The sequence below is a fragment of the Robertmurraya dakarensis genome, from assembly GCF_900156875.1.
In the GTDB taxonomy this organism is placed as follows: Bacteria; Bacillota; Bacilli; order Bacillales; family Cytobacillaceae; genus Robertmurraya; species Robertmurraya dakarensis.
This window is the reverse complement of sequence record NZ_LT707408.1, coordinates 1387129-1408834: the sequence shown is the minus strand read 5'-3', so window position 1 is coordinate 1408834 and position 21706 is coordinate 1387129. Positions and strand designations below refer to the sequence as shown.

18 protein-coding genes are annotated in these 21706 nt (G+C 38.6%); 1 reads left to right on the top strand and 17 read right to left on the bottom strand.

What is annotated here, in order from left to right; genetic code table 11:
• Positions 1 to 32: 32 nt before the first annotated feature.
• Together CZ487_RS08050 and CZ487_RS08045 are read right to left on the bottom strand one after the other, a co-directional pair.
• Complete coding sequence (locus CZ487_RS08050; protein ID WP_202617797.1) at positions 33 to 416, bottom strand: hypothetical protein; 384 nt, start codon at positions 414 to 416, stop codon at positions 33 to 35.
• Positions 417 to 547: 131 nt separating this feature from the next.
• Positions 548 to 994: a hypothetical protein gene (locus CZ487_RS08045; RefSeq protein WP_077211604.1), complete on the bottom strand. Its 447-nt coding sequence runs from the start codon at positions 992 to 994 to the stop codon at positions 548 to 550.
• A gap of 210 nt (positions 995 to 1204) precedes the next feature.
• Here CZ487_RS08045 and CZ487_RS08040 point away from each other — a divergent pair, with 210 nt between their 5' ends.
• On the top strand, positions 1205 to 2878 hold the full coding sequence (locus tag CZ487_RS08040; RefSeq protein WP_084783148.1) for a ribonuclease J: 1674 nt from the start codon (positions 1205 to 1207) through the stop codon (positions 2876 to 2878).
• Between the two features lie 85 nt (positions 2879 to 2963).
• Here the strand turns inward: CZ487_RS08040 and CZ487_RS08035 are convergent, their stop codons facing one another.
• The 15 genes from CZ487_RS08035 to CZ487_RS07965 form a co-directional block, all read right to left on the bottom strand.
• Positions 2964 to 3149, bottom strand: coding sequence for a hypothetical protein (locus CZ487_RS08035; RefSeq protein WP_077211602.1), 186 nt, complete (start codon positions 3147 to 3149; stop codon positions 2964 to 2966).
• Positions 3150 to 3388: 239 nt separating this feature from the next.
• Complete coding sequence (gene mutL, locus CZ487_RS08030; protein ID WP_077211601.1) at positions 3389 to 5275, bottom strand: DNA mismatch repair endonuclease MutL; 1887 nt, start codon at positions 5273 to 5275, stop codon at positions 3389 to 3391.
• A 50-nt stretch (positions 5276 to 5325) separates the two neighbouring features.
• Complete coding sequence (gene mutS / locus CZ487_RS08025; RefSeq protein WP_202617796.1) at positions 5326 to 7938, bottom strand: DNA mismatch repair protein MutS; 2613 nt, start codon at positions 7936 to 7938, stop codon at positions 5326 to 5328.
• Between the two features lie 208 nt (positions 7939 to 8146).
• Positions 8147 to 8692 (bottom strand): outer spore coat protein CotE, encoded by a 546-nt coding sequence (locus CZ487_RS08020; RefSeq protein ID WP_077211600.1) that lies wholly within the window; start codon positions 8690 to 8692, stop codon positions 8147 to 8149.
• Positions 8693 to 8946: 254 nt separating this feature from the next.
• Positions 8947 to 9375, bottom strand: a complete 429-nt coding sequence (locus CZ487_RS08015; RefSeq protein ID WP_077211599.1) for a YlbF/YmcA family competence regulator — start codon at positions 9373 to 9375, stop codon at positions 8947 to 8949.
• A 1-nt stretch (position 9376) separates the two neighbouring features.
• Positions 9377 to 10921, bottom strand: coding sequence for a tRNA (N6-isopentenyl adenosine(37)-C2)-methylthiotransferase MiaB (gene miaB / locus CZ487_RS08010; RefSeq protein WP_077211598.1), 1545 nt, complete (start codon positions 10919 to 10921; stop codon positions 9377 to 9379).
• Positions 10922 to 11231: 310 nt separating this feature from the next.
• On the bottom strand, positions 11232 to 12098 hold the full coding sequence (locus CZ487_RS08005; RefSeq protein WP_077211597.1) for a 2-oxoacid:ferredoxin oxidoreductase subunit beta: 867 nt from the start codon (positions 12096 to 12098) through the stop codon (positions 11232 to 11234).
• Between the two features lie 2 nt (positions 12099 to 12100).
• Positions 12101 to 13834, bottom strand: coding sequence for a 2-oxoacid:acceptor oxidoreductase subunit alpha (locus tag CZ487_RS08000; RefSeq protein WP_077211596.1), 1734 nt, complete (start codon positions 13832 to 13834; stop codon positions 12101 to 12103).
• 480 nt (positions 13835 to 14314) lie between these two features.
• Positions 14315 to 14575 carry a stage V sporulation protein SpoVS gene (gene spoVS / locus CZ487_RS07995; protein WP_003181955.1) on the bottom strand — a complete coding sequence of 87 codons (261 nt, stop codon included), beginning with the start codon at positions 14573 to 14575 and terminating at the stop codon, positions 14315 to 14317.
• A 191-nt stretch (positions 14576 to 14766) separates the two neighbouring features.
• On the bottom strand, positions 14767 to 15564 hold the full coding sequence (locus CZ487_RS07990) for a TIGR00282 family metallophosphoesterase (protein ID WP_077211595.1): 798 nt from the start codon (positions 15562 to 15564) through the stop codon (positions 14767 to 14769).
• Positions 15565 to 15686: 122 nt separating this feature from the next.
• The gene (gene rny, locus CZ487_RS07985; RefSeq protein ID WP_077211594.1) at positions 15687 to 17249 is read right to left on the bottom strand and encodes a ribonuclease Y; all 1563 of its coding nucleotides are present in this window, start codon (positions 17247 to 17249) and stop codon (positions 15687 to 15689) included.
• Positions 17250 to 17534: 285 nt separating this feature from the next.
• Positions 17535 to 18578 carry a recombinase RecA gene (recA, locus tag CZ487_RS07980; protein ID WP_077211593.1) on the bottom strand — a complete coding sequence of 348 codons (1044 nt, stop codon included), beginning with the start codon at positions 18576 to 18578 and terminating at the stop codon, positions 17535 to 17537.
• A 242-nt stretch (positions 18579 to 18820) separates the two neighbouring features.
• A complete protein-coding gene (locus CZ487_RS07975; RefSeq protein ID WP_077211592.1) occupies positions 18821 to 20074 on the bottom strand; it encodes a competence/damage-inducible protein A in 1254 nt (417 codons plus the stop codon).
• Positions 20075 to 20085: 11 nt separating this feature from the next.
• Positions 20086 to 20664 carry a CDP-diacylglycerol--glycerol-3-phosphate 3-phosphatidyltransferase gene (pgsA, locus tag CZ487_RS07970; protein ID WP_077211591.1) on the bottom strand — a complete coding sequence of 193 codons (579 nt, stop codon included), beginning with the start codon at positions 20662 to 20664 and terminating at the stop codon, positions 20086 to 20088.
• Between the two features lie 119 nt (positions 20665 to 20783).
• The gene (locus tag CZ487_RS07965) at positions 20784 to 21692 is read right to left on the bottom strand and encodes a helix-turn-helix domain-containing protein (protein ID WP_077211590.1); all 909 of its coding nucleotides are present in this window, start codon (positions 21690 to 21692) and stop codon (positions 20784 to 20786) included.
• Positions 21693 to 21706 lie beyond the last annotated feature (14 nt).

Genomic DNA, 21706 nt, shown 5'->3' with positions numbered 1-21706 from the left:
CTAAAAGGACACCCAATGGGCGTCCTTTTATTTTAATAGAATCGTTGATGTCTATTTCCGTGGTGTCCATGATGTCCATGATGACCGTGATGTCCACCATGTCCGTGGTGTCCACTTTGGCCGAAAGACCCATCTAATAGAGATCCTCCTAATAAACCTGCACCAAACCCTAATAACCCGGCTCCAAGTCCAGAGCCAAAGCCTCCGTACCCTCCTCCAGAAGGGAACCCATAGCCGCCATAACCTGGGCCGTAGCCTGGACCGTACCCTGGGCCGTAGCCTTGATATCCATAACCTACGCCTGGGTAGCCATAACTAGGACCGTAGCTTCCATAAGCTGGGGGAAAGCCTCCGAAATCACCGTATCCATAACCATATTGTCTTTGCATCTCTAAATCTTGTCGATTCATAAACATGCGCATTCCTCCCTCTCTTTAACTAGAGTCAATCTAGTGTATGTCGTTCACAGTAGAGATGGAAGTGGTGTACAACCTATTTGGGCTCACCTAAATATTACTGAAAAACAGCAACAGGAGTTTTTTCCTTCTTATTCGACTATCTTTCTCCTCATCCGATTGAAATAGATAAAGATAGGTAATGGAATGACAATAAAACCAAGGCTTTTGATAATCTGGTTCTTAGCATTTTCACGTTGGCGGTTTTTCTGGTCTTCAACTATTTGTTCATATTCCTTCATTAGCTCCTCTTCACTTACTTCTTCCTTATTACCTTCCATTTTTCCTGATTCTTTCATCATCTTAAAATCAGAATAACTTTGATAATAAGATGGAGGACTAATTAGATCAGCACTTGCCATAAATATTGAAATGCCCCCTCCAATCACCATCATAAGTGTTGCAAACAACACCAAATATGTGTATAAATGACGAATCATTGTTTCACCCTCTTCTTCTTTATTTTTGACCGTAACCAAAATAGCAAAAACAATTAAAATGAAAGCAGTTGCTGCTCCTATCAACAAAACTACAGACATTTATTCACCCCCATTGTTTCTTAGACTTTTTAAGTAGTGAATATTTCAACACTTGGTTAGGAAATAATTAGTACGTCTACAGATATTAATTATCGCTGTCTATATATCTGACGAAAAGGTTTCAGAAAAGTCACAGATTTAAAGCTTCTTGATAAAGAAATTTCAGGTGGGGAATACTACCAACATCATGCAAACGGGAGGTTAATGATTTTGGGAACCTATGACAACACTTTATCGATTTTCGCACTGGGCGGGATTAATGAAATTGGAAAGAACATGTATGTACTTCAATATGGTGATGATATTATTATCATTGATTGCGGATCTAAATTTCCGGATGAAAGTCTGCTCGGAATAGATTTAATCATTCCGGATATCACTTATTTGCAGGAAAATAGGGATAAAATTCGTGCATTAATCGTCACACATGGACATGAAGATCACATTGGCGGCATTCCCTACTTTTTGAAAAGTTTAAATGTACCAATTTACGCTTCTAAATTTACGCTCGGATTAATTGAGTTGAAATTAACCGAACATAAGCTGCTGAGAGATAGCAAACTAATTCCGATTGATTCCGAGTCAAACTTAGAGTTTGGTAATATAAATGTTACTTTCTTTAAAACAAACCATAGCATCCCTGACTGTTTGGGAATTGTCTTTCAGACGCCTCAAGGAGCAGTTGTTCATACCGGGGATTTCAAATTTGATTTAACACCTGCAAATGACCAATATTCTGATATCCATAAAATGGCTCAGATAGGGACGAATGGTGTCTTAGCTCTTATATCCGAAAGTACCAATGCAGAAAGACCAGGATTAACTCCTTCGGAACGAATAGTGGCAGATCATGTGGAGGAGGCCTTCATGAAGGCGGATCAAAAAGTCATTATATCGACCTTTGCTTCGAATATAAACCGAGTTCAGCAAATTGTACATGCAGCGATCAAAACAAATCGAAAGCTGGCATTACTTGGCCGCAGTATGGTTAACGTTGTATCCGTTGCAATGGAACGTGGTTATGTAGATATCCCAGAGGGAATGTTAATTGAAGCACATGAAGTGGACAATTTCCCTTCAGAGAATGTAGCGATCCTGTGTACCGGAAGCCAAGGAGAGCCAATGGCCGCACTTTCCCGCCTCTCCACTGGAAACTACCGGGATGTTTCGGTTCATCCAGGAGATACCGTTATTTTGGCTGCCGGCCCGATACCCGGTAATGAAAAAAACGTCTCTCGAATCGTTGATAATCTATTTCAACTGGGTGCTAAAGTCATCTACGGGTCTGGTTCCGGGACAGGAATGCATGTTTCGGGACATGGTTATCAGGAGGATTTAAAGCTCATGCTGACCCTGATGAAGCCGAAATATTTTATTCCTATTCATGGTGAGTTCCGCATGCTTCACCAGCATCGGCTATTAGCTGAGGCTGTTGGGGTTGAGACAGAAAACACCTTTATTATAAACAATGGGGATGTCGTTGATTTTGTTAACTCAGAAGCGGTCCAGACTCGGAATGTCCCTGCGGGCAATACGTATGTAGATGGAATTGGAGTCGGTGATGTCGGAGATGTTGTTTTAAGAGACCGAAAACAGCTTTCTGAAGATGGAATGCTCGTTATTGTATTAACAATAAACAAATATGATAGAAAAATCATTTCGGGACCTGATACGATCACACGCGGCTTTGTTTACGTAAAGAATTCAGAAGACCTGCTTAGAGAAATAAACGAGCTCGTCAAAAAAACGGCTAAAGAACTCCAAGACGCAAATATACGGCAATGGAATGTAATGAAACAAAACATCAAAAAAGCAGTCGGACAATTTTTGTTTAATCAAACAAAAAGAAAGCCGATGATCCTTCCAATCATTATTGAAGTCTAAACAAATCTAAAAAAGCGGGAGACGCTGTTTAAGTCTGGGCGTCTCCTTAACATTTTTCTTATACAAATTCATTTTTTTAAGAAGCCTATGATCGTTGAATCATGGATGTCGAATAATTCTTTACTAGTTTTTGAAGATTACGGTGACTTTCTCGTAATTTAATAGATTCCTCGATTATTTTTTGAAAACCCTCTAAATCCTTATCTGTTGCATTCAAGACTGACTTTGGGATGCTTTCGGCTATTTGTTGTAAAGTTGCATCAGAGCTCAATACAATGCCCACCTTTCTATTAAAAGTTTCTGACATCTATTTTCGTCTTCATTACTAATTTGAGATTAATCGTAAATATTCCTGCGAAGGTATGCAAAAACTTATCTACATATTTCTGCAGATATGGATAAAAACAGAGAAATTGCTCCTTTATCTACCATATGCCGACCGACTTTTTATAAAACTTAATAAAAAAACTTGCAGCGAGTATCCTTTTGCTGCAAGTTGAAAAGCTGTATTCACATGACACGTTTAAACATTTTTTCCATTTCATAGGTAGAATAATGAATGATAATCGGTCTTCCATGCGGGCAAGTAAACGGGTCAGATGTCCTTCGCAATTCATCCAATAATGCCTGAATTTCACTGCTTTGCAAATAATGATTTGCTTTAATAGACCCCTTACAGCTCATCATTATCGCTGCCTCTTCCCTTAATTTTTTGATGTCAACTTTTTTCATTTGGAGCAGCTGTTCAATCATTTCTTCAATGGTTTCTTTTTCTTCCCCTTTCGGGAACCATTGTGGATGGGATCGAATAATAAAGCTCGTTGATCCAAAAGGTTCTAGAAATACCCCAACCTCTTCAAGCTTCTCGCGATGTTCTACAATCTTTACATATTCATCCATTGAATATTCTAATGTTAATGGAACTAACATCTCTTGCAATTCTTTACGTACTTGTCCCACTTTTTCTTTGAAAAACTCATATTTAATCCGTTCTTGCGCTGCGTGCTGATCAATGATATAGAGACCTTTATCATTTTGAGCAAGAATATACGTTCCATGCATTTGACCAATAGGATACAACGGCGGTATTCGTGATGGTCTTTCCTCTTGGACAATATCAATCTTAACATTCATTGGAGCCTGTTCTCGTATTACTGGGCTTGTTACTGATTCCCGTAAAAGTTCAGTTCGTTTAGCACTTCTTTCATCATCTTCTTCACGAGTAACAGGTGTTAAACTAACTCTTTCTTCAACAACATGTGCTGAAAAATCAGCTGGAGAATCACTTTCCCATGTTGTTTCTGCCGCAGTTGTCTTCACATCATCATTGAGGGAAATATGATCTAGTTCCAACATCGTCTGCTCTGATTTCGGAACTTCTTTTTTTTCATGGCTAAAACCCGCTGGGATTAGTTCCTTTGTTTTAAACGCTGCTTTGATAACAGACGAAATAAATCCGTTCAATTCTTGCTCTTTACTAAACCGTACCTCCATTTTTGACGGATGAACATTGACATCCACTAATAATGGATCCATTTCGATATTCAAACAGACTATAGGGTATCGTCCAATTGGTAATAAAGTATGGTATCCTTCTTGAATTGCCTTAACTAAAGGATAGTTCTTGATAAAACGTCCATTGATCATGGTCGAAATATAATTTCGAGACGCCCTTGTGATTTCAGGTAATGCAATCCAGCCACGAACCGAAAAATCTAGTGAGCTTTCTTCAATCGGTATCATCTTTTTCACAATATTAAATCCATATATTGCAGCCAACACTTGGCGAACATCCCCGTTTCCATTCGTATGGAGAAGCTTGCGTTCATTGTGCACCAAGCGGATTGACACTTCAGGGTGGGATAATGCCAATCGATTAACAATATCAGTAATATTACCGAGCTCTGTATGAATGGTCTTCATATACTTTAGTCTTGCTGGAGTATTATAAAACAAATCTGTTACCGTAATATCTGTTCCTTTTCTGCTCGCAGATTTCTCAAACGTTTCTACTTTTCCTCCAGCTATAACGATTTTTGTTCCTGCATCACCTGTGGAACTTTTCATTTCAAGCCGTGAAACAGAAGCTATACTTGGAAGGGCCTCCCCCCTGAACCCCAATGTTCTTATGCGGAATAAGTCATTATCATCTTTAATCTTACTTGTGGCGTGACGATTGAAAGCCATTAGGACATCGTCTTCAGCAATTCCATCACCATTATCAATGATGCGGATTTTTGAAAGACCAGCCTCTTCAACTTCTATTTCAACAATTGTACTGCCCGCGTCAATAGCATTCTCAACTAACTCTTTTACAACTGAAGCAGGCCGCTCCACTACTTCACCGGCAGCAATTTTGTTGGATAGTGCATCATCGAGCTGAATAATCTTCCCCATGGTCCTTGTCACCTCGCTAATATGTTTATGAAAAACTTCCAATCAATTGATCAATTTTTTACTTTCTTATGAAGTTCATATAGGATATTCATTGCTTGCATTGGAGTCATGTCTAAAATATCAATATTTTTAATTTTATTAACAATTTGTTTTTCCTTTGTCGTTAACTGATGATTAACCTTTTTATCCTGTTCCTGTTCTTCAAAGAAGGATAGCTGTGATATTTCCTTAACACTCTCAGCTTTCTGTTTTTCTCCTTGTCCTTGTTCATTTTCCCTGTACTCCTGTTGTTGTTCAAAACTTTGCAGAATTTCATTTGCACGGGATATTAACTCAGAAGGCAAATTAGCAAGCTGCGCTACATGTATTCCGTAGCTCTTATCCGCTGCTCCTTCTTTAATTTTATGAAGGAAAACAACTTTGCCATTTTGTTCAATTGCACTGACATGAACATTCTTCAAATGATTTAATTCTTCTTCTAAAACCGTTAATTCATGATAATGTGTTGAAAATAATGTCTTTGCACCAATTTTATCATGAATGTATTCGATAATTGCTTGTGCAAGGCTCATTCCATCATAAGTAGAAGTACCACGGCCAATTTCATCAAACAATATCAAGCTATCACTAGTTGCATTAGCAATCGCATGGTTCGCTTCTAACATTTCCACCATAAACGTACTTTGACCGGCAATTAAATCGTCAGCTGCTCCAATTCTCGTAAAGACTTGGTCAAAAATTGGCAAGGTAGCTTCTGAAGCTGGTACAAAGCATCCGATTTGAGCGAGAATGGCCGTTAGCGCAACTTGTCTCATGTAAGTGCTTTTCCCGGACATATTTGGACCAGTAATTAGAAGAAGTTCCCTGTTCTGGTCTAGATAACAATCATTCGGCACATATTCTTGTGCGTTCATGACCTTTTCCACTACTGGATGACGGCCATCTTTTATGAGCATGGTCCGCTCACTGGAAAAATTGGGTTTTACATAATGTCTTTCTTCACTGATGGTTGCGAAACATTGCAGTACATCTATTTCACTAATCGTTTTTGCTAATGCCTGCAGTCTAGGAATAAATTCTTTCACATATTCCCTTATTTCCGTGAATAACTCATATTCTAGGTCAACACTTTTTTCTTCAGCTTGTAAAATTAATGCTTCCTTTTCCTTCAACTCCGGAGTAATAAAACGTTCCGCGTTGGTCAACGTTTGTTTTCTTTCATATTGACCTTCTTTTAACAAATGCAAGTTTGCTTTTGTTACCTCAATATAGTAGCCGAACACACGGTTATAGCCGACCTTAAGGGACTTAATCCCCGTTTTCTCTCTTTCTTCACGTTCAAGCTGCGCAATCCACGTTTTACCATTACGGCTCGCATCTCGGTATTGATCCAACTGTTCATTATAGCCATCTTGAATCAAATTTCCGTCCTTTAAGGACAAAGGTGGATTTTCAGAGAGAGATCGTTCAAGCATATCAACAATTTCCTCACAAGGATCCAAACGTTCCATTATGGCATGTGCTTCTTTCGTATTCATGCCAGCAATAGCTGTTTGTATAAACGGAACCTGAAGTAATGAACGTTTTAGTTGTACTAAATCTCTAGCATTTACATTTCCAAATGCTACTCTTCCCGCTAAACGTTCCAGATCATATACTTCTTTTAATTTTTCTCGAATGTCTTGTCGTTCGAAATAGTTAGTGATAAAAGTTTCAACCAATGTTTGCCTTCTAACTATTTCACTTTCCTGAAGAAGCGGCCGGTCAATCCATTGTTTAAGCAAACGACCTCCCATCGCTGTTTTCGTTTCATCCAACAGCCAGAGCAGAGAGCCTTTCTTTGCTTTTGATCGAATCGTTTCCGTTAATTCCAGATTTCTTTTTGAAAAATAGTCTATTTTCATAAACTGTTGAAGTTCATAAGAATCTAGTGCTTGAAGATGGTCTAAATTTCTCTTTTGTGTTCGATATAAGTAATTAAGCAATCTAGCAGCTGTTGTGGAAAGTTCCTCGTTTGGTGAGTTCGTTAATAACCTGCTGTAAACAGACTTAAATTCTGTATCGCTCTCAAAAGAAATAGTTGCCCCAGTTCGTTCGCGAATTTTTGTTTGCCAATTAGCATCAAATTCGTTGTCTAGGACAACTTCTCTTGCTCCAGACAATGCAAGCTCATTTAATACAATATCAAAGTCACCTTTCAGCAGGGTTCCTTTCATTTCACCGGTCGAAAGGTCACAGTAAACAAAGCCATATATTTCCCCATCAAACTGAGAAATCACAGCAATAAAATTATTTTCTTTTTCATTTAACCCCTTGCCTTCCATCATGGTTCCTGGGGTAATTAACTGAACAACTTCTCTTTTCACAACACCTTTAGCTTGTTTCGGATCTTCCGTTTGTTCGCATATTGCAACCTTGTAGCCTCTTTCAATCAGCCTCTCGATATATTGTGCTGCAGAATGGTAAGGTACTCCACACATAGGAATCCTTTCTTCCCCACCACCTTCACGGCTTGTTAATGTAATCTCTAATTCTTGAGATGCACTTATTGCATCATCAAAAAACATCTCATAAAAGTCGCCTAAACGAAAAAATAAAAAGGCATCTTGATAATCTGCCTTCACCTGTAAATATTGTTGTATCATCGGCGTATAAGTTGCCATAATTTCCTCCAAAGCATTCAATCTATCAATGTTTTCAATAATCTATTATAACATAGCCTTTCAAACAGTGCCTATTTGTCAGATATTAGAAAAGTATGATTAGCCGCCATTCTTGGTGGAAATCGATGTCTTTTCTTTTCCCTTAAAGAAGGTAATTTTTTTAAAAATAAAAGAAAAAACTAGGAAGTATTACCTCCCTAGTTTTAGGTTACTCTTCTTCCGATCCGACTAAAAAGTCTGGATCTAACTCCTCGAATTCTTCATCGTCAACATCAAATCCCCAGTCATCGTCATCTTCATTACATTTATCTTGGTGAACTTCAACGCATACTTTTGTTTCACCGATGACTTCAACTAAAAACTCTCTTTCTACTTCAACAATGATTTTATTTCCATTAGGGGAAATCACTGCTTCTACACAGTTAGGCTGTTGAAGCACTTTAGCAATGACATCTAGGTCATCTAGACAATCTGGATCACGGTATTTTAGTTTGATGATATCTGTATAATCTACACGCTCTGTGACAACTTCTGTTTGTGTATTATCATGAAAGGAGTACCAAACGTTAATGTCATAGTAGCCGCAAACCTCAACTGTTTTACCGCTCTTTTTCGCTTCATACGTATGGTTTATGATCCAACATCCTAGAATACTAGATGGGTTGTGATCCGGGCTAATCGTATGATTGGACTGGGTAAATTTGCGTCCTTTCGCTACGACTGCTTTTGTAATAATCTCTCTGTAGTCTCCCATTACGAGCGAACCTCCTCATTCAGTTTCAATTCATCCTATGCGGGATATTAGACTAGTGTGCTTAACTTTTTCTCCGGGTACAATGGTTTTTAGGTAAGTGAAAATATAGTGTATTCTATGCGTTCACCCATAGATGGGTGACATGGTTCTTACTAACGCCCGTTTCTTTCCCTAAGGAGTTTCATTTATCTGTTTCCATCGGTCCGACCAAAACAAAAAACCATCCCATTCAATCTGAATAGGATGGTTTTTTATTAATGATGAGAACATTCTTTGTTTTGTAATTCAGCGCCAGTTTCACCGCTAAGCAGGTCTCCGCCGGTAGAAGTAAGAATTTCATCTGTCACTTTATTAGAGATCGTGGATGCGACTAGCTGTAATAAGTCATTCACATCACCTTGAGACTGTTTAAACTCCTGAACAACTGGAATTGCATCAAGCTCAGCTTCGATTTTAGCAATTTTATCTTCTGTTCTTTTTAAAGCCTCAGGTTTACCGTAATGATGCAAGTTTACAGCTTGCTTTTGCAGACCTTTAATTTCTGATATCAAGCTGCGGACTTTTTCATTTCCATGAATTTGCGCCTCTGCTCTTTTAAAGAAATCAACTTCCTCTGTTTCTGAAATCATTTTTGCCAACTCTTTTGCACGATTGACGATATCATCTTTTGTATACTTCGCCACTCTACTTCACCTCAATTGGTTGTAATTCTTCCACCATTTCTCCGTTTAATGACCATGTTTTTGTTTCTGTGATCTTTACTTTAACAAGCTTACCGATTGCTGTCTTTGGTCCAACAAAGTTAACCAGCTTGTTTCTGCGAGTATAGCCCGCAAGCACATCCGGGTTATTCTTGCTCTCCCCTTCAACAAGCACTTCGACGGTTTCGCCTTTATATTTCTTCATTGCATCAGCAGAAAGTTCATTTACGACTGCATTTAAACGCTGAAGACGTTCTTTTTTCACCTCAAGCGGCACGTTGTCCTGCATTTTAGCAGCAGGTGTCCCTTCTCGTGGTGAGTAAATAAATGTATAGGCAGCTTCATAGCCAACTTCTCGATATAATGATAAAGTTTCTTCAAACTGCTCTTCTGTCTCATTTGGATATCCAACAATAATATCAGTTGTTAGAGCAACGTTTGGAATAGCAGCTTTTATCTTACGAACAAGTTCTAAGTATTGTTCTCTAGTATACTTACGTGCCATAATTTTCAACACATCTGTAGAACCTGACTGAACTGGGAGATGAATATGTTCGACTAAATTTCCACCTTTTCCTAATACTTCAATTAAATGATCATCAAAGTCACGTGGATGGCTGGTTGTAAAACGGATACGCGGGATGTCAATTTTGCGAATCTCATCCATTAAATCTCCAAGACCATACTTCATATCTTCAAAGTCTTTTCCATATGCATTTACATTTTGTCCGAGGAGAGTAATCTCTTGGTAGCCTTGTGCAGCTAAATGACGCACTTCTTGAATAATTTCATCTGGACGACGGCTGCGTTCTTTCCCGCGAGTATACGGAACAATGCAGTACGTACAAAACTTATCACACCCATACATAATATTTACCCAAGCTTTTATATTCCCACGGCGCACTTTTGGAAGGTTCTCAATTACGTCACCTTCTTTAGACCATACTTCTACAACCATCTCTTTTGACATATATGCTTCTTGTAGAATGTTTGGGAGACGGTGGATGTTATGCGTTCCAAAAATCATATCGACGTGATGATAGGTCTTTAAGATTTTGTTAACGACAGACTCTTCCTGTGACATGCATCCACAAACGCCAAGCAGAAGATCCGGTTTCTGCGTTTTTAGATGTTTTAAGTGTCCTAATTCACCAAAGACCTTGTTTTCTGCATTCTCACGAATCGCACATGTGTTTAATAAGATAACATTCGCGTCTTCTACTGTATCAGTTGGTTCATAACCGAGTGCTAGAAAAATCCCCGCCATAACCTCTGTATCGTGTTCATTCATTTGACAACCATATGTGCGAATATAGAATTTACGGCCATTACCTAACCCTTTAAATTCTCTTGAAATAGAAAAATCAGTATGATACTTAACTTCTTCTTTCCCACGTTTTTTCGCTTCTTTTAAAGAAGGCGGTATATAAACAGTTTCAAAGTACTTACTGTAATCCTTCTCGGATTTTTTGTCCGATGGATTAGCAGATTGCACTTGCTGACTTTCTAATCGTTGTTTTTCGTTCATAAAAATCCCCTTTCTTCTATTGGATCTATCAGGATATCATCAATTAAAATTTCATCTTTACCTCTTAAAAAGAAGGGTATGTGTAGCACTGCACACATTATTTAAGTATAAACCCTATAGAGACTGAAGACAATAGAAACATTGTAATCCTCTTTACAGCTATTTACCATTATGTACTCTCTTAAACAATCTACAGAATTTTATTTTAATGCACCGTCATATTTATTGAAGTGACAGTTATCACAATCTCAGAATAATAATATGAAAGTCCTAAAAAAACAGCCCCGTCAACGGGACTGTTTGTCAATTCTCACATAAATTCTGCAGCTAATTTGTCAAAGTGTTCTTGATCTAGCTTTAATTCAGCATCTACTAGTGGTTTTTCAGAATAACCCTTTAATAGCTCTTGGTATGAAGGTCTCTCAGTATTTTGATAGATTAACCCTGTAACCAAACCATCGTGCTTCATTAATACCTGCATTGCCTCTTCACGGTTATTTGGGTCATAACCTTCGATGTCAGAAAGTTTCGTTAAGTTCTCTTTAAACCAATCATAAGTATTAACTTTGTTGTAAGTTACACAAGGGCTGAACACGTTAATTAACGAGAACCCTTTATGATTAATTCCTGCTTCAATAAGAGCAGTTAGATCTTTTAAATCTGTTGAGAAACTCTGAGCAACAAATGTTGCGCCTGCAGTTAAAGCCATTTCCATTGGTGCAATTGCCTGTTCAATTGAGCCTTCCGGAGTTGACTTAGTTTTAAACCCTGTTGCTGAACGAGGTGAAGTTTGCCCTTTTGTTAAACCATAAATTTGGTTATCCATTACGATGTAAGTAACGTCTACATTACGTCGAATTGCATGGATCGTATGTCCCATACCAATTGCGAAACCGTCACCATCTCCGCCAGAAGCAATAACAGTTAGATCACGATTAGCCATTTTAACACCTTGAGCTATTGGTAAAGAACGACCATGAATTCCATGGAAACCGTATGAATTAATATAACCAGAAATACGTCCCGAACAGCCAATTCCTGAAATAACTGCTAGGTTTTCAGGTTCTAGTCCTACATTTGCAGCAGCACGTTGAATTGCAGCTTGTACGGAGAAATCTCCACATCCTGGGCACCAGTTTGGTTTTACACTATTTCTAAAGTCTTTAAAAGTTGCCATTTTTAGAACAGCTCCTTGCATCTTGAATAAATTTCATGTGGCAAGAATGGATTCCCGTCGTACTTTGTAACTTTCTTAACTTTTTCTGCATGTCCGACGTTCATCTTAAGAATGTTTGCCAACTGACCTGTTGCGTTGTTTTCAACTACAGCAACCTTTTTCGCTGATTTAACAAGCGAAAGCATTTCATCTGCTGGGAATGGGTGAATTAGACGAATATGTGCATGATTCACTTTTAATCCATCATTCTCCAAACGGCCGATTGCTTCCTCAATCGCACCACGAGTAGAGTTAAAACCAACAATTAATAGGTCAGCTTCATCATGAGGAGCATTTTTATATACCGGTGTATCAAATTTAATATTTTCAATCTTGCGCATACGTTTGTCCATTTGGGCATTACGATTTGCAGCAGATTCAGATGGTTTACCTGTTTCGTCATGCTCAACACCTGTTACATGGTGTATACCGTTCTTCATACCAGGAATAACACGTGGTGAAACGCCATCTTCAGTTACTTCATAGCGCTTAAAGTAACCTTTATTTTCAATCTCAGGAAGCTCTCCGGTTTGAAGCTTTCCACGACGAATTTCAACTTTATTAGGATCAAGCGGTTCAACTGTCTGCTTACCTAATGATAACTGTAAGTCAGATAGTACGATTACAGGACATTGATATTCTTCGGCAAGGTTAAATGCCTCAGCTGTATCATAGAAAGCTTCCTGTACTGTACTTGGTGCTAAAACAATCTTTGGAATTTCACCATGAGTACCATAGATCATTTGCATCAAGTCTGACTGTTCTTGTTTCGTTGGCAGACCAGTTGATGGACCTCCACGTTGTGTATCAACAATAACAAGCGGCTGCTCAGTAATACCAGATAGACCAATTGCTTCCATTTTTAATGATAGTCCAGGACCAGCTGATGCAGTAATGGCACGAACACCACCGTAGTTTGCACCAATAGCCATTGTAACAGCTGCAATTTCATCCTCTGTCTGAATAACAGCTCCGCCTAGTGGAGGAAGTGCTTTAATTAAATATTCCATTATTTCTGAAGCTGGTGTAATAGGGTAGGCAGCCATAAAGCGACATCCCGCGGCTACTGCACCAAGTGCGATCGCATCGTTTCCAATCATGAATAAACGTTTCTTGCCATCAGCTTTTTCTAGATGCATCACAGCGTCCTCAGCAAGGTTTTCTTTCATATAATCGAAACCTGCTTTAACTGCTTCCATATTTTTATCAACAACTTGTTGACCTTTTTTTCCAAAAATCTCCTGAACTACTTCTCTAAATACATTGATATCCAGGTCTAAAACAGCACAAGTTGCACCAACAGCAACCATGTTTTTCATAAGGGATGTTCCAAGTTCAGTTGCCAGATCTGTAAATGGAACCGCATACAATGATGCATTCGTGTCTTCTGGTTGTTTTGGGTTAAATTTTGCATCAGCGATAATTATCCCACGATCATGAAGCTCTTTGTAGTTTAGATCTACGGTTTCTTGGTCAAATGCTACTAAAATATCTAAGTCATCTGAAATAGAACGAACCTGTGTTGTGCTTACGCGAATCTTGTTGTTCGTATGACCACCTTTAATACGTGATGAAAAGTGACGGTAGCCATACAAGTAGTAGCCTAGGCGATTAAGCGCAATGGAAAATATTTCTCCTGTACTCTCAATACCTTCCCCTTGTTGTCCGCCAACTTTCCATGAAAGTTGATTGATCATGTCTTACACCCCTTCGAATACGTAAAGAATTATATAAACAACATTTTCTAAAACAATTGTAGTACATTTCCAATTAAATTACTAGGATATCCCGTGAAAACATTGATTGAAACGGGATTCTAGAAAATTTATTAGGGTACTAAACGCTTTCAATTCTAGACCTATGTGGTAAAAAAAGCAACCCTTTATGACCAAATATTGTCGAAAATATGAATATTTTTTTTGTTCCTTCAATATAATAGTTAAGTTGATATATTAATAACATTTAAACGCTTGAAATCCAGGCTACATCTTATTTGTAACCTCTATTTACAACGGGTTTATGATTGAAACTAGCGATAATCCTAAAATATTTTGATGAAGTTAAATTATTGTAATATAATTCACCTTCAAGTGGTTTAAATCACTAATTAACTACACGTCTTAGACAAAAAAAACTGCCTGCAGCGCAGACAGTTTCAGATAGTCTCTAATCTCTAATTATCGAGGCTCTACAATAAGTTTGATTGCGGTTCTTTCTTCCCCATCAATCTGAATATCTGTAAAGGCCGGGATACAAATTAAATCAACTCCGCTAGGTGCCACAAATCCTCTTGCGATCGCTACTGCCTTAACGGCTTGATTTAATGCACCCGCACCAATGGCTTGGATTTCCGCAGCTCCTCTTTCCCGCAGAACCCCGGCAAGCGCACCAGCTACAGAATTAGGATTAGATTTTGCTGAAACTTTTAAGATTTCCATTCCTAGCTCCTCCTCGTTTAACCCCTCCTGCCGTTCACTTGATGAACAGGTCAGGTATAAATGAGATTCCATTGCTACTATATTCGGAAATCTAGACACATATTCCAGCTTGGACGAAATATCAGAAAGTTTTCAAACTTTTCAATCAATAAGCTATATCATCTAAATGGAACTATCTGTTTTATTACATTCTAAGAATAGAACGGGTGGTCGTCATTGATCAATATACGTTGGATTTTCTTCGCAGCCCCGGTCTTATCATTTAATTCAATAAGAACCGCACTCAATTGCGTCCTCCCGTCTTTAGGGACCTCAAATCGGACCGGTAAATTTGTTAGAAACCTTTTTATTACTGCTTCTCTCTCCATGCCGAGAATACCGTCGTATGGCCCTGTCATGCCCACATCAGATATGTAGGCAGTACCGTTTGGTAAAATCCTTTCATCAGCAGTCTGCACATGTGTGTGTGTCCCGACTACCGCAGATACCTTTCCATCTAAATACCAGCCTATTGCTTGCTTTTCACTAGTTGCCTCACCATGGAAATCAACAAAAATAAACGGAGTCCTTTCACGAGCTTCCTTTACTAGCTCATCTGCAATTGTAAATGGATCATCACTTGTCTGCATAAAGGTCCTACCTTGGAGATTAATGACCGCAATCTCAATTTGATTCATTTTTAGAAAGATCATTCCTTTTCCTGGATTATTATCAGGAAAATTTGCCGGACGAACCATATACTTTGCATCATTAATAAACTCAAATATTTCACGGTTATCCCAAGTGTGATTACCGAGTGTTACCGCTTGAGCACCGACTTCTAGAAATCCACGGTATATTTTCTCTGTAATCCCTCTGCCCCCTGCCGCATTTTCACCATTAATAATGGTAATATGCGGACGATATTTTTCTTTTAGTTTTGGTACATATTCTTTTATCATGTCACGTCCAAGTGACCCTACTACATCGCCAATAAATAAAATATTCATATAATTATTAAACCCTTTCCCAACCATTTATTTATATTATGTATGTGTGCAGCATATTTTATGAAGTATGTATTTTTCTTATAGAGCAGACGCCAAAAATAAAGCGGTGCATATGCACCGCTTTATTTAGCGTATTCAACAGCTCTTGTTTCACGAATGACAGTCACTTTAATATGACCCGGATAATCAAGTTCTGCTTCAATTTTCTTACGAATATCTCTTGCTAATCGATGTGATTCTAAATCATCTATCTGATCAGGCTTCACAATAATACGCACTTCACGACCAGCTTGAATAGCGAAGGATTTTTCAACGCCATCATATGATTCAGATATTTCTTCAAGCTTTTCAAGTCTGCGAATATAGTTTTCAAGCGTTTCTCTTCTTGCTCCTGGTCTGGCAGCAGATAGGGCATCCGCGGCTGCCACTAATACAGCTATGATCGAAGTAGGTTCACTGTCACCATGGTGGGAAGCAATGCTATTGATTACCACTGGATGTTCTTTATACTTCGTTGCTAGCTCTACTCCAATTTCAACATGGCTTCCTTCGACTTCATGGTCAATCGCTTTACCAATGTCATGCAGAAGACCAGCACGGCGAGCTAACGTTTCATCTTCACCAAGCTCCGAAGCAAGTAATCCAGCAAGCTGAGCAACTTCCATTGAATGCTTTAGAACATTCTGACCATAGCTTGTGCGGAATTTCAAACGGCCAAGAATCTTAATTAAGTCAGGATGTAATCCGTGTACTCCAACTTCAAAGGTTGTTTGTTCACCGATTTCACGTATATGCTCATCAACCTCACGTCGAGCTTTATCGACCATTTCCTCAATTCGCGCTGGGTGAATCCGTCCATCTTGAACAAGCTTTTCTAAAGCAAGACGGGCTGTTTCCCTGCGAATTGGGTCAAATCCTGATAAAATAACAGCTTCTGGAGTGTCATCAATAATAAGATCAATTCCAGTAAGAGTTTCTAAGGTACGGATATTTCGACCTTCACGGCCTATGATTCGACCTTTCATTTCATCATTTGGAAGGTTGACCACTGATACGGTTGTTTCAGCAACATGATCAGCTGCACATCGTTGGATTGCTAGTGACAAGACTTCTTTTGCTTTCTTGTCCGCTTCCTCTTTCGCTTTATTCTCACTCTCTTTAATCATTAGTGCGACATCATGGGACAGTTCTTGTTCCATTCGCTCTAAAATGATGGACTTTGCCTCATCACGAGTTAAGCCTGAGATGCGTTCAAGCTCTGTTTGTTGCCTTTTTACGATCTCGTCCACTTTGCTTTCCATCTCTTCAATATGCTGTTGTCTTTTGTTAAGAGAATCGTCCCTCTTTTCTAAAAGTGCTTCACGTTTATCTAACGATTCGTCTTTTCGATCAAGATTTTCCTCTTTTTGCATTAAACGATTTTCCTGTTTTTGCAACTCATTTCTTCGATCACGAATTTCACGTTCAGCTTCAGTTCGAAGCTTGTGAATCTCATCCTTTGCTTCCAACAAAGCTTCTTTTTTCAAAGAGTCAGCTTCACGTTTAGCGTCCTCTAAAATTTGCTCTGCAGCATCTTTTGCTCCTGCAATTTTTGCTTCAGCAACGGATTTCCGAATAAAATAGCCAACAACTGCACCGACGAATAGGCCAAGCAAAATGGAGATGATTGTTAAAACTAAATCCATCATTTCACCTCCTCTTGCTATGAACTTTTGTTTTACGTTTCTAAAGTGTCGGCATGTATATTGCTCTACATCAACATACAGCACAAAGGCTTTTTCACGTTTAATTCATTTATAAAAAATGTAAAATATACATATTAATTGTAAAGGTGTACATTTTCATTGTCAAGGGGTTGTCCGGACCGCTGTATATAATCCTTTTACAAGATTTCCACCTTTTCAGCTTCATATGCTTTTAACATGAAAAAACAGCAGCAAAGCATATTAGCTTGCTGCTTATAGTAAAAATTAATCTATTAAACCAAGACTTTCTTGCTCGTCGTCTTCCTCAGGAAGTGTTTTAACCCCATCAAGACCATAATGTTCGCGAATTTTTTGGTGAATTTCTTGACGGATTTCAGGATTTTCTTTTAAGAACTGCTTGGCATTTTCCCGTCCTTGTCCAAGCCGTTCACCATTATAGGAATACCAAGAACCACTTTTTTCGACAACATCTATTTCCGAGCCTATATCAATGATTTCTCCCTCTTTAGAGATCCCTTCTCCATACATGATATCAATCTCAGCAACACGAAACGGAGGTGCCACTTTATTCTTTACAATTTTAATTTTTGTCTTATTACCAACCATTTCATTTCCCTGCTTTAATGTTTCAGCACGGCGAACTTCCAAACGAACGGAAGAATAAAACTTAAGTGCACGGCCCCCAGGAGTTGTTTCAGGGTTACCGAACATAATCCCAATTTTTTCACGGATTTGGTTGATAAAGATTGCAATTGTCTTTGACTTATTAATAGATCCAGACAATTTACGAAGTGCTTGAGACATTAGCCGCGCTTGGAGCCCGACATGCGAATCTCCCATTTCTCCTTCAATTTCCGCTTTTGGAACAAGAGCAGCAACCGAGTCAATTACAAGGATATCAATCGCACCACTTCTTACTAACGCTTCAGCAATCTCTAAAGCCTGCTCGCCTGTATCTGGTTGAGAAAGAAGCAACTCATCAATATTTACCCCTAGCTTTCCAGCATAAACAGGGTCAAGGGCATGCTCAGCATCAATAAACGCAGCTTGACCTCCCTCTGCTTGTACTTCTGCAATCGCATGCAGAGCCACTGTTGTTTTACCTGAACTTTCCGGACCATATATTTCAATAATTCTTCCTCTTGGGTATCCACCAATTCCAAGAGCTGCATCCAATGCTAGTGATCCGCTTGGTGATGTAGCAATTTGACGATCCGTTTGCTCACCAAGTTTCATAATGGAACCTTTTCCGAATTGTTTTTCTATTTGTTTTAACGCCATTTCAAGGGCTGCTTGACGATCACTCACAAGTGTTTCCTCCTCTTTATTCAATGATCTTCATAAAGATCATGATCTGTTCTCGACCTATCTTTACTATACCTGTTTTTTTAGGGTTTGTACAGCAAAAAAACGAACACCTATTCGATTTCTTTGCAGCCAATTTTTCCTTAAAAATGAGATTTTCTCCTAAGACGAATTCTTATTTTCAAGATGAAAAACAAGTTAAAATCGAATTTCCATCCCTTTTCTGAAAATAAAATCACAGAATCTTAATTAAGATTCTGTGATTCTTTTAAGCTATTTAGCAATAAATAACAGCCGATTTTAACAGCTCTTGAACGAATGGATTCTCTGGTACCAGCTAATTTCAACTCTTTGGTCTGTACAGCCTTCCCTTTAAACGCTATGCCGATATATACTGTTCCAACAGGTTTTCCTTCCTGCTCATTTGGTCCAGCAACACCAGTGAAACTTATCCCCACATCCGCATCCATAAGCATTCTAACATTCTCGGCCAACTCAGCAGCACACGCACTGCTGACAACACCCACCGAATCAATCGTTTCCTGTTTAACATTTAGGACGTTCTTTTTAACTTCGGTCGCATAGCAGACCACGCCGCCTCTAAAGACGCTGCTGGCCCCAGAAATCGAAGTCATTTCCTGCTGAAACATTCCCCCTGTTAAACTTTCTGCACATGAAATAGTTAGACTTTCCTTATTAAGCCTTATAAAAAGCTCATTCATCAAAGAAGTAGAGTCATAGCCATATAAGTACTGTCCGACACGGTCCAAAATTCTTTTTTCTGTTTCATCAATTAGCTCATTTGCCTGTTTTTCATCAGGATGCTTCGCAGTAAGCCTTAGTGTAACCTCTCCATCAGCAGCTAAAGGAGCGATGGTAGGGTTTTGCTGGCCATCAATTAGATCCTCTATGTCATGCTCTAACTGCGACTCACCTATGCCAAAAAAACGAAGAACTCTAGATACAATTCTATCATTCGAATGCATTAAATTTAAGATGGCTTTCTCCCCGTATTGTAAATACATGGGCTGCATTTCTTTTGGGGGTCCGGGTAAGAGCATGTAGGTTCGGTTATCAGAAGTGACAACCATACCGGGAGCCATTCCATGGTCATTTGGCAGAACTTGGGCTCCGTCAAGGATAAGAGCTTGTTTCCGATTATTTTCAGTCATAACCCGATTGATTTTCTGAAAAAAAGATTCGATATAGTGCAGTGCTTTTTCATCATGAACCAGCCCTTTGCCAAGATGAGAAGCAATCGTTTCCTTTGTAAGATCATCCTTTGTAGGGCCAAGGCCACCTGTAAATATAATGAGATCTGATCGTTTTTCCGCTATTTCCATGGCTGATTTAAGCCTTGTTGAATTATCACCCACAACCGTATGATAAAACACATTAACACCAATGTGAGCCAGCTGTTTTGATAAAAATTGTGCATTCGTATTGGCAATTTGACCTAATAGCAATTCTGAACCTACAGCAATAATTTCAGCATTCATCCGCGAACCACCTATTTAGAGTTAATAAAAACATGTTTATTTTTAATAAAATAATCCCAGCCCGACCAGATGGTAAAAAATGTCGCTACCCAAAGTGAAATAGTAGCAAATGGCAGGGAGATCAATTCAAATATCATATTATGTAACAGCAATGATGAAATTGCCACAATTTGTGTCCATGTTTTAATTTTGCCTAGCATATTTGCTGCAACGATTTCTCCCTCACCAGCTAGAATTGCACGAAGTCCTGTAACAGCAAACTCCCTGCTAATGATAATAATAACAAGCCAAGAAGAAGCCATTCCTAGCTGCACCAATACAATTAAGGCAGCAGAGACGAGTAATTTATCAGCAAGCGGGTCTAAAAACTTCCCTAAGTTTGTTACTAAATTATATTTACGAGCATAATATCCATCAACCCAATCTGTTGTAGAGGCCAAAATAAAAATTAATGCTCCTACAAAATGGGTTACTGGCAGTGTTGCACCTAGTATAGATAGTTCCCCCCACGAGAATGGATATAACATAATAATAAGAAACAATGGGATTAAAATAATCCGGGAAACCGTAATCTTATTTGGCAAATTCATCTTTTACCCTCCAATGCCTGTAAATAATAAAACTTTTAATCGGTGGTTTTCAGACAATTAGTGCACTGGCACTTTCTGATCTGCAAACATAAAACTGAAAAATAGTCACCTATAGATGACTATTGATCAGCAGGAGTAAAGCGAATCGTGATATCTTGACGAACATGATCTGTTGGAGGAACGGCATAATCCAACATCTGATCATTCACATAAATTTCGGTGTTCGTTGAATTCCCAATGATTAAGACAGCCTCTGTCTCTTTGGAAAGATCCACAGATTGACTTTCTGTACCTCCTTTTACAAGCATACCTTGAAAAAAGGAGTAGCCTTTACCATTTTTAATACTTACCCATGTTTCACCTGTCGAAACCAACTTCAACTGAAATTGATCCGTGTTTTTCAATTCATATAATGTTTCTTTTCCTTCAGTCTCTATTACTGCTACTTCTTGTTTCATTTCGGGAGTTTCTGGTTCTTCAATCTCTTCTGTTTCTTCAGGATCTTCTGTTAACGATTCTTCCTCGTCTGTTTGTTCTTCAACATCATTGTTTCCTTTTGAAAGATTCTCGGATTGCTCATAAGTAGTTTCCTGATTTTTGTTTTCCGCAATATGTTCCTCAGGTTCATCATTAGCATTAAGGGACCAAAAATACCAAATAAGGAACAAACCACCTATCACAAAAGCCGCTACAAGTACCTTCGGAAGAACATCAAAAACTTTCCCACTGTTATTAGAGATATTTTTTCTTGACTGTACTCTCGAAAGCTTTTCAGGAATGTCATCTTTATAGGGGTCAGGAATTTCTGACTTATATTGATCAAACAATTCTTCAGGTTCTACATCAACCGCTTCTGCATACTGCTTAATAAAAGCACGGACATAAAAAGGGCCAGGCATCATGCTATAGTTACCCTCTTCAATTCCCGTTAAATATCGCTTTTGTATTTTCGTAACCGTTTGTAAATCGTCCAAGCTCATACCTTTTGCGAGTCGGGCTTCTTTTAATCGATTACCTAATTCCGTCAACTTTTAACACCATC

Bases quoted from the DNA above. Each gene is read 5' to 3' on its own strand.
- pgsA (WP_077211591.1), bottom strand. From the start codon at position 20,664: ATGAATTTGCCAAATAAGATTACGGTTTCCCGGATTATTTTAATCCCA.
- CZ487_RS08020 (WP_077211600.1), bottom strand. From the start codon at position 8,692: ATGGGAGACTACAGAGAGATTATTACAAAAGCAGTCGTAGCGAAAGGA.
- CZ487_RS08005 (WP_077211597.1), bottom strand. From the start codon at position 12,098: ATGGCAACTTTTAAAGACTTTAGAAATAGTGTAAAACCAAACTGGTGC.
- spoVS (WP_003181955.1), bottom strand. From the start codon at position 14,575: ATGGAAATCTTAAAAGTTTCAGCAAAATCTAATCCTAATTCTGTAGCT.
- CZ487_RS08050 (WP_202617797.1), bottom strand. From the start codon at position 416: ATGTTTATGAATCGACAAGATTTAGAGATGCAAAGACAATATGGTTAT.
- CZ487_RS07990 (WP_077211595.1), bottom strand. From the start codon at position 15,564: ATGAATATTTTATTTATTGGCGATGTAGTAGGGTCACTTGGACGTGAC.
- mutL (WP_077211601.1), bottom strand. From the start codon at position 5,275: ATGGGGAAGATTATTCAGCTCGATGATGCACTATCCAACAAAATTGCT.
- rny (WP_077211594.1), bottom strand. From the start codon at position 17,249: ATGGATTTAGTTTTAACAATCATCTCCATTTTGCTTGGCCTATTCGTC.
- CZ487_RS07975 (WP_077211592.1), bottom strand. From the start codon at position 20,074: ATGAATGCTGAAATTATTGCTGTAGGTTCAGAATTGCTATTAGGTCAA.
- mutS (WP_202617796.1), bottom strand. From the start codon at position 7,938: ATGGCAACTTATACGCCGATGATACAACAATATTTACAGGTGAAGGCA.
- CZ487_RS08045 (WP_077211604.1), bottom strand. From the start codon at position 994: ATGTCTGTAGTTTTGTTGATAGGAGCAGCAACTGCTTTCATTTTAATT.
- CZ487_RS08000 (WP_077211596.1), bottom strand. From the start codon at position 13,834: ATGATCAATCAACTTTCATGGAAAGTTGGCGGACAACAAGGGGAAGGT.
- miaB (WP_077211598.1), bottom strand. From the start codon at position 10,921: ATGAACGAAAAACAACGATTAGAAAGTCAGCAAGTGCAATCTGCTAAT.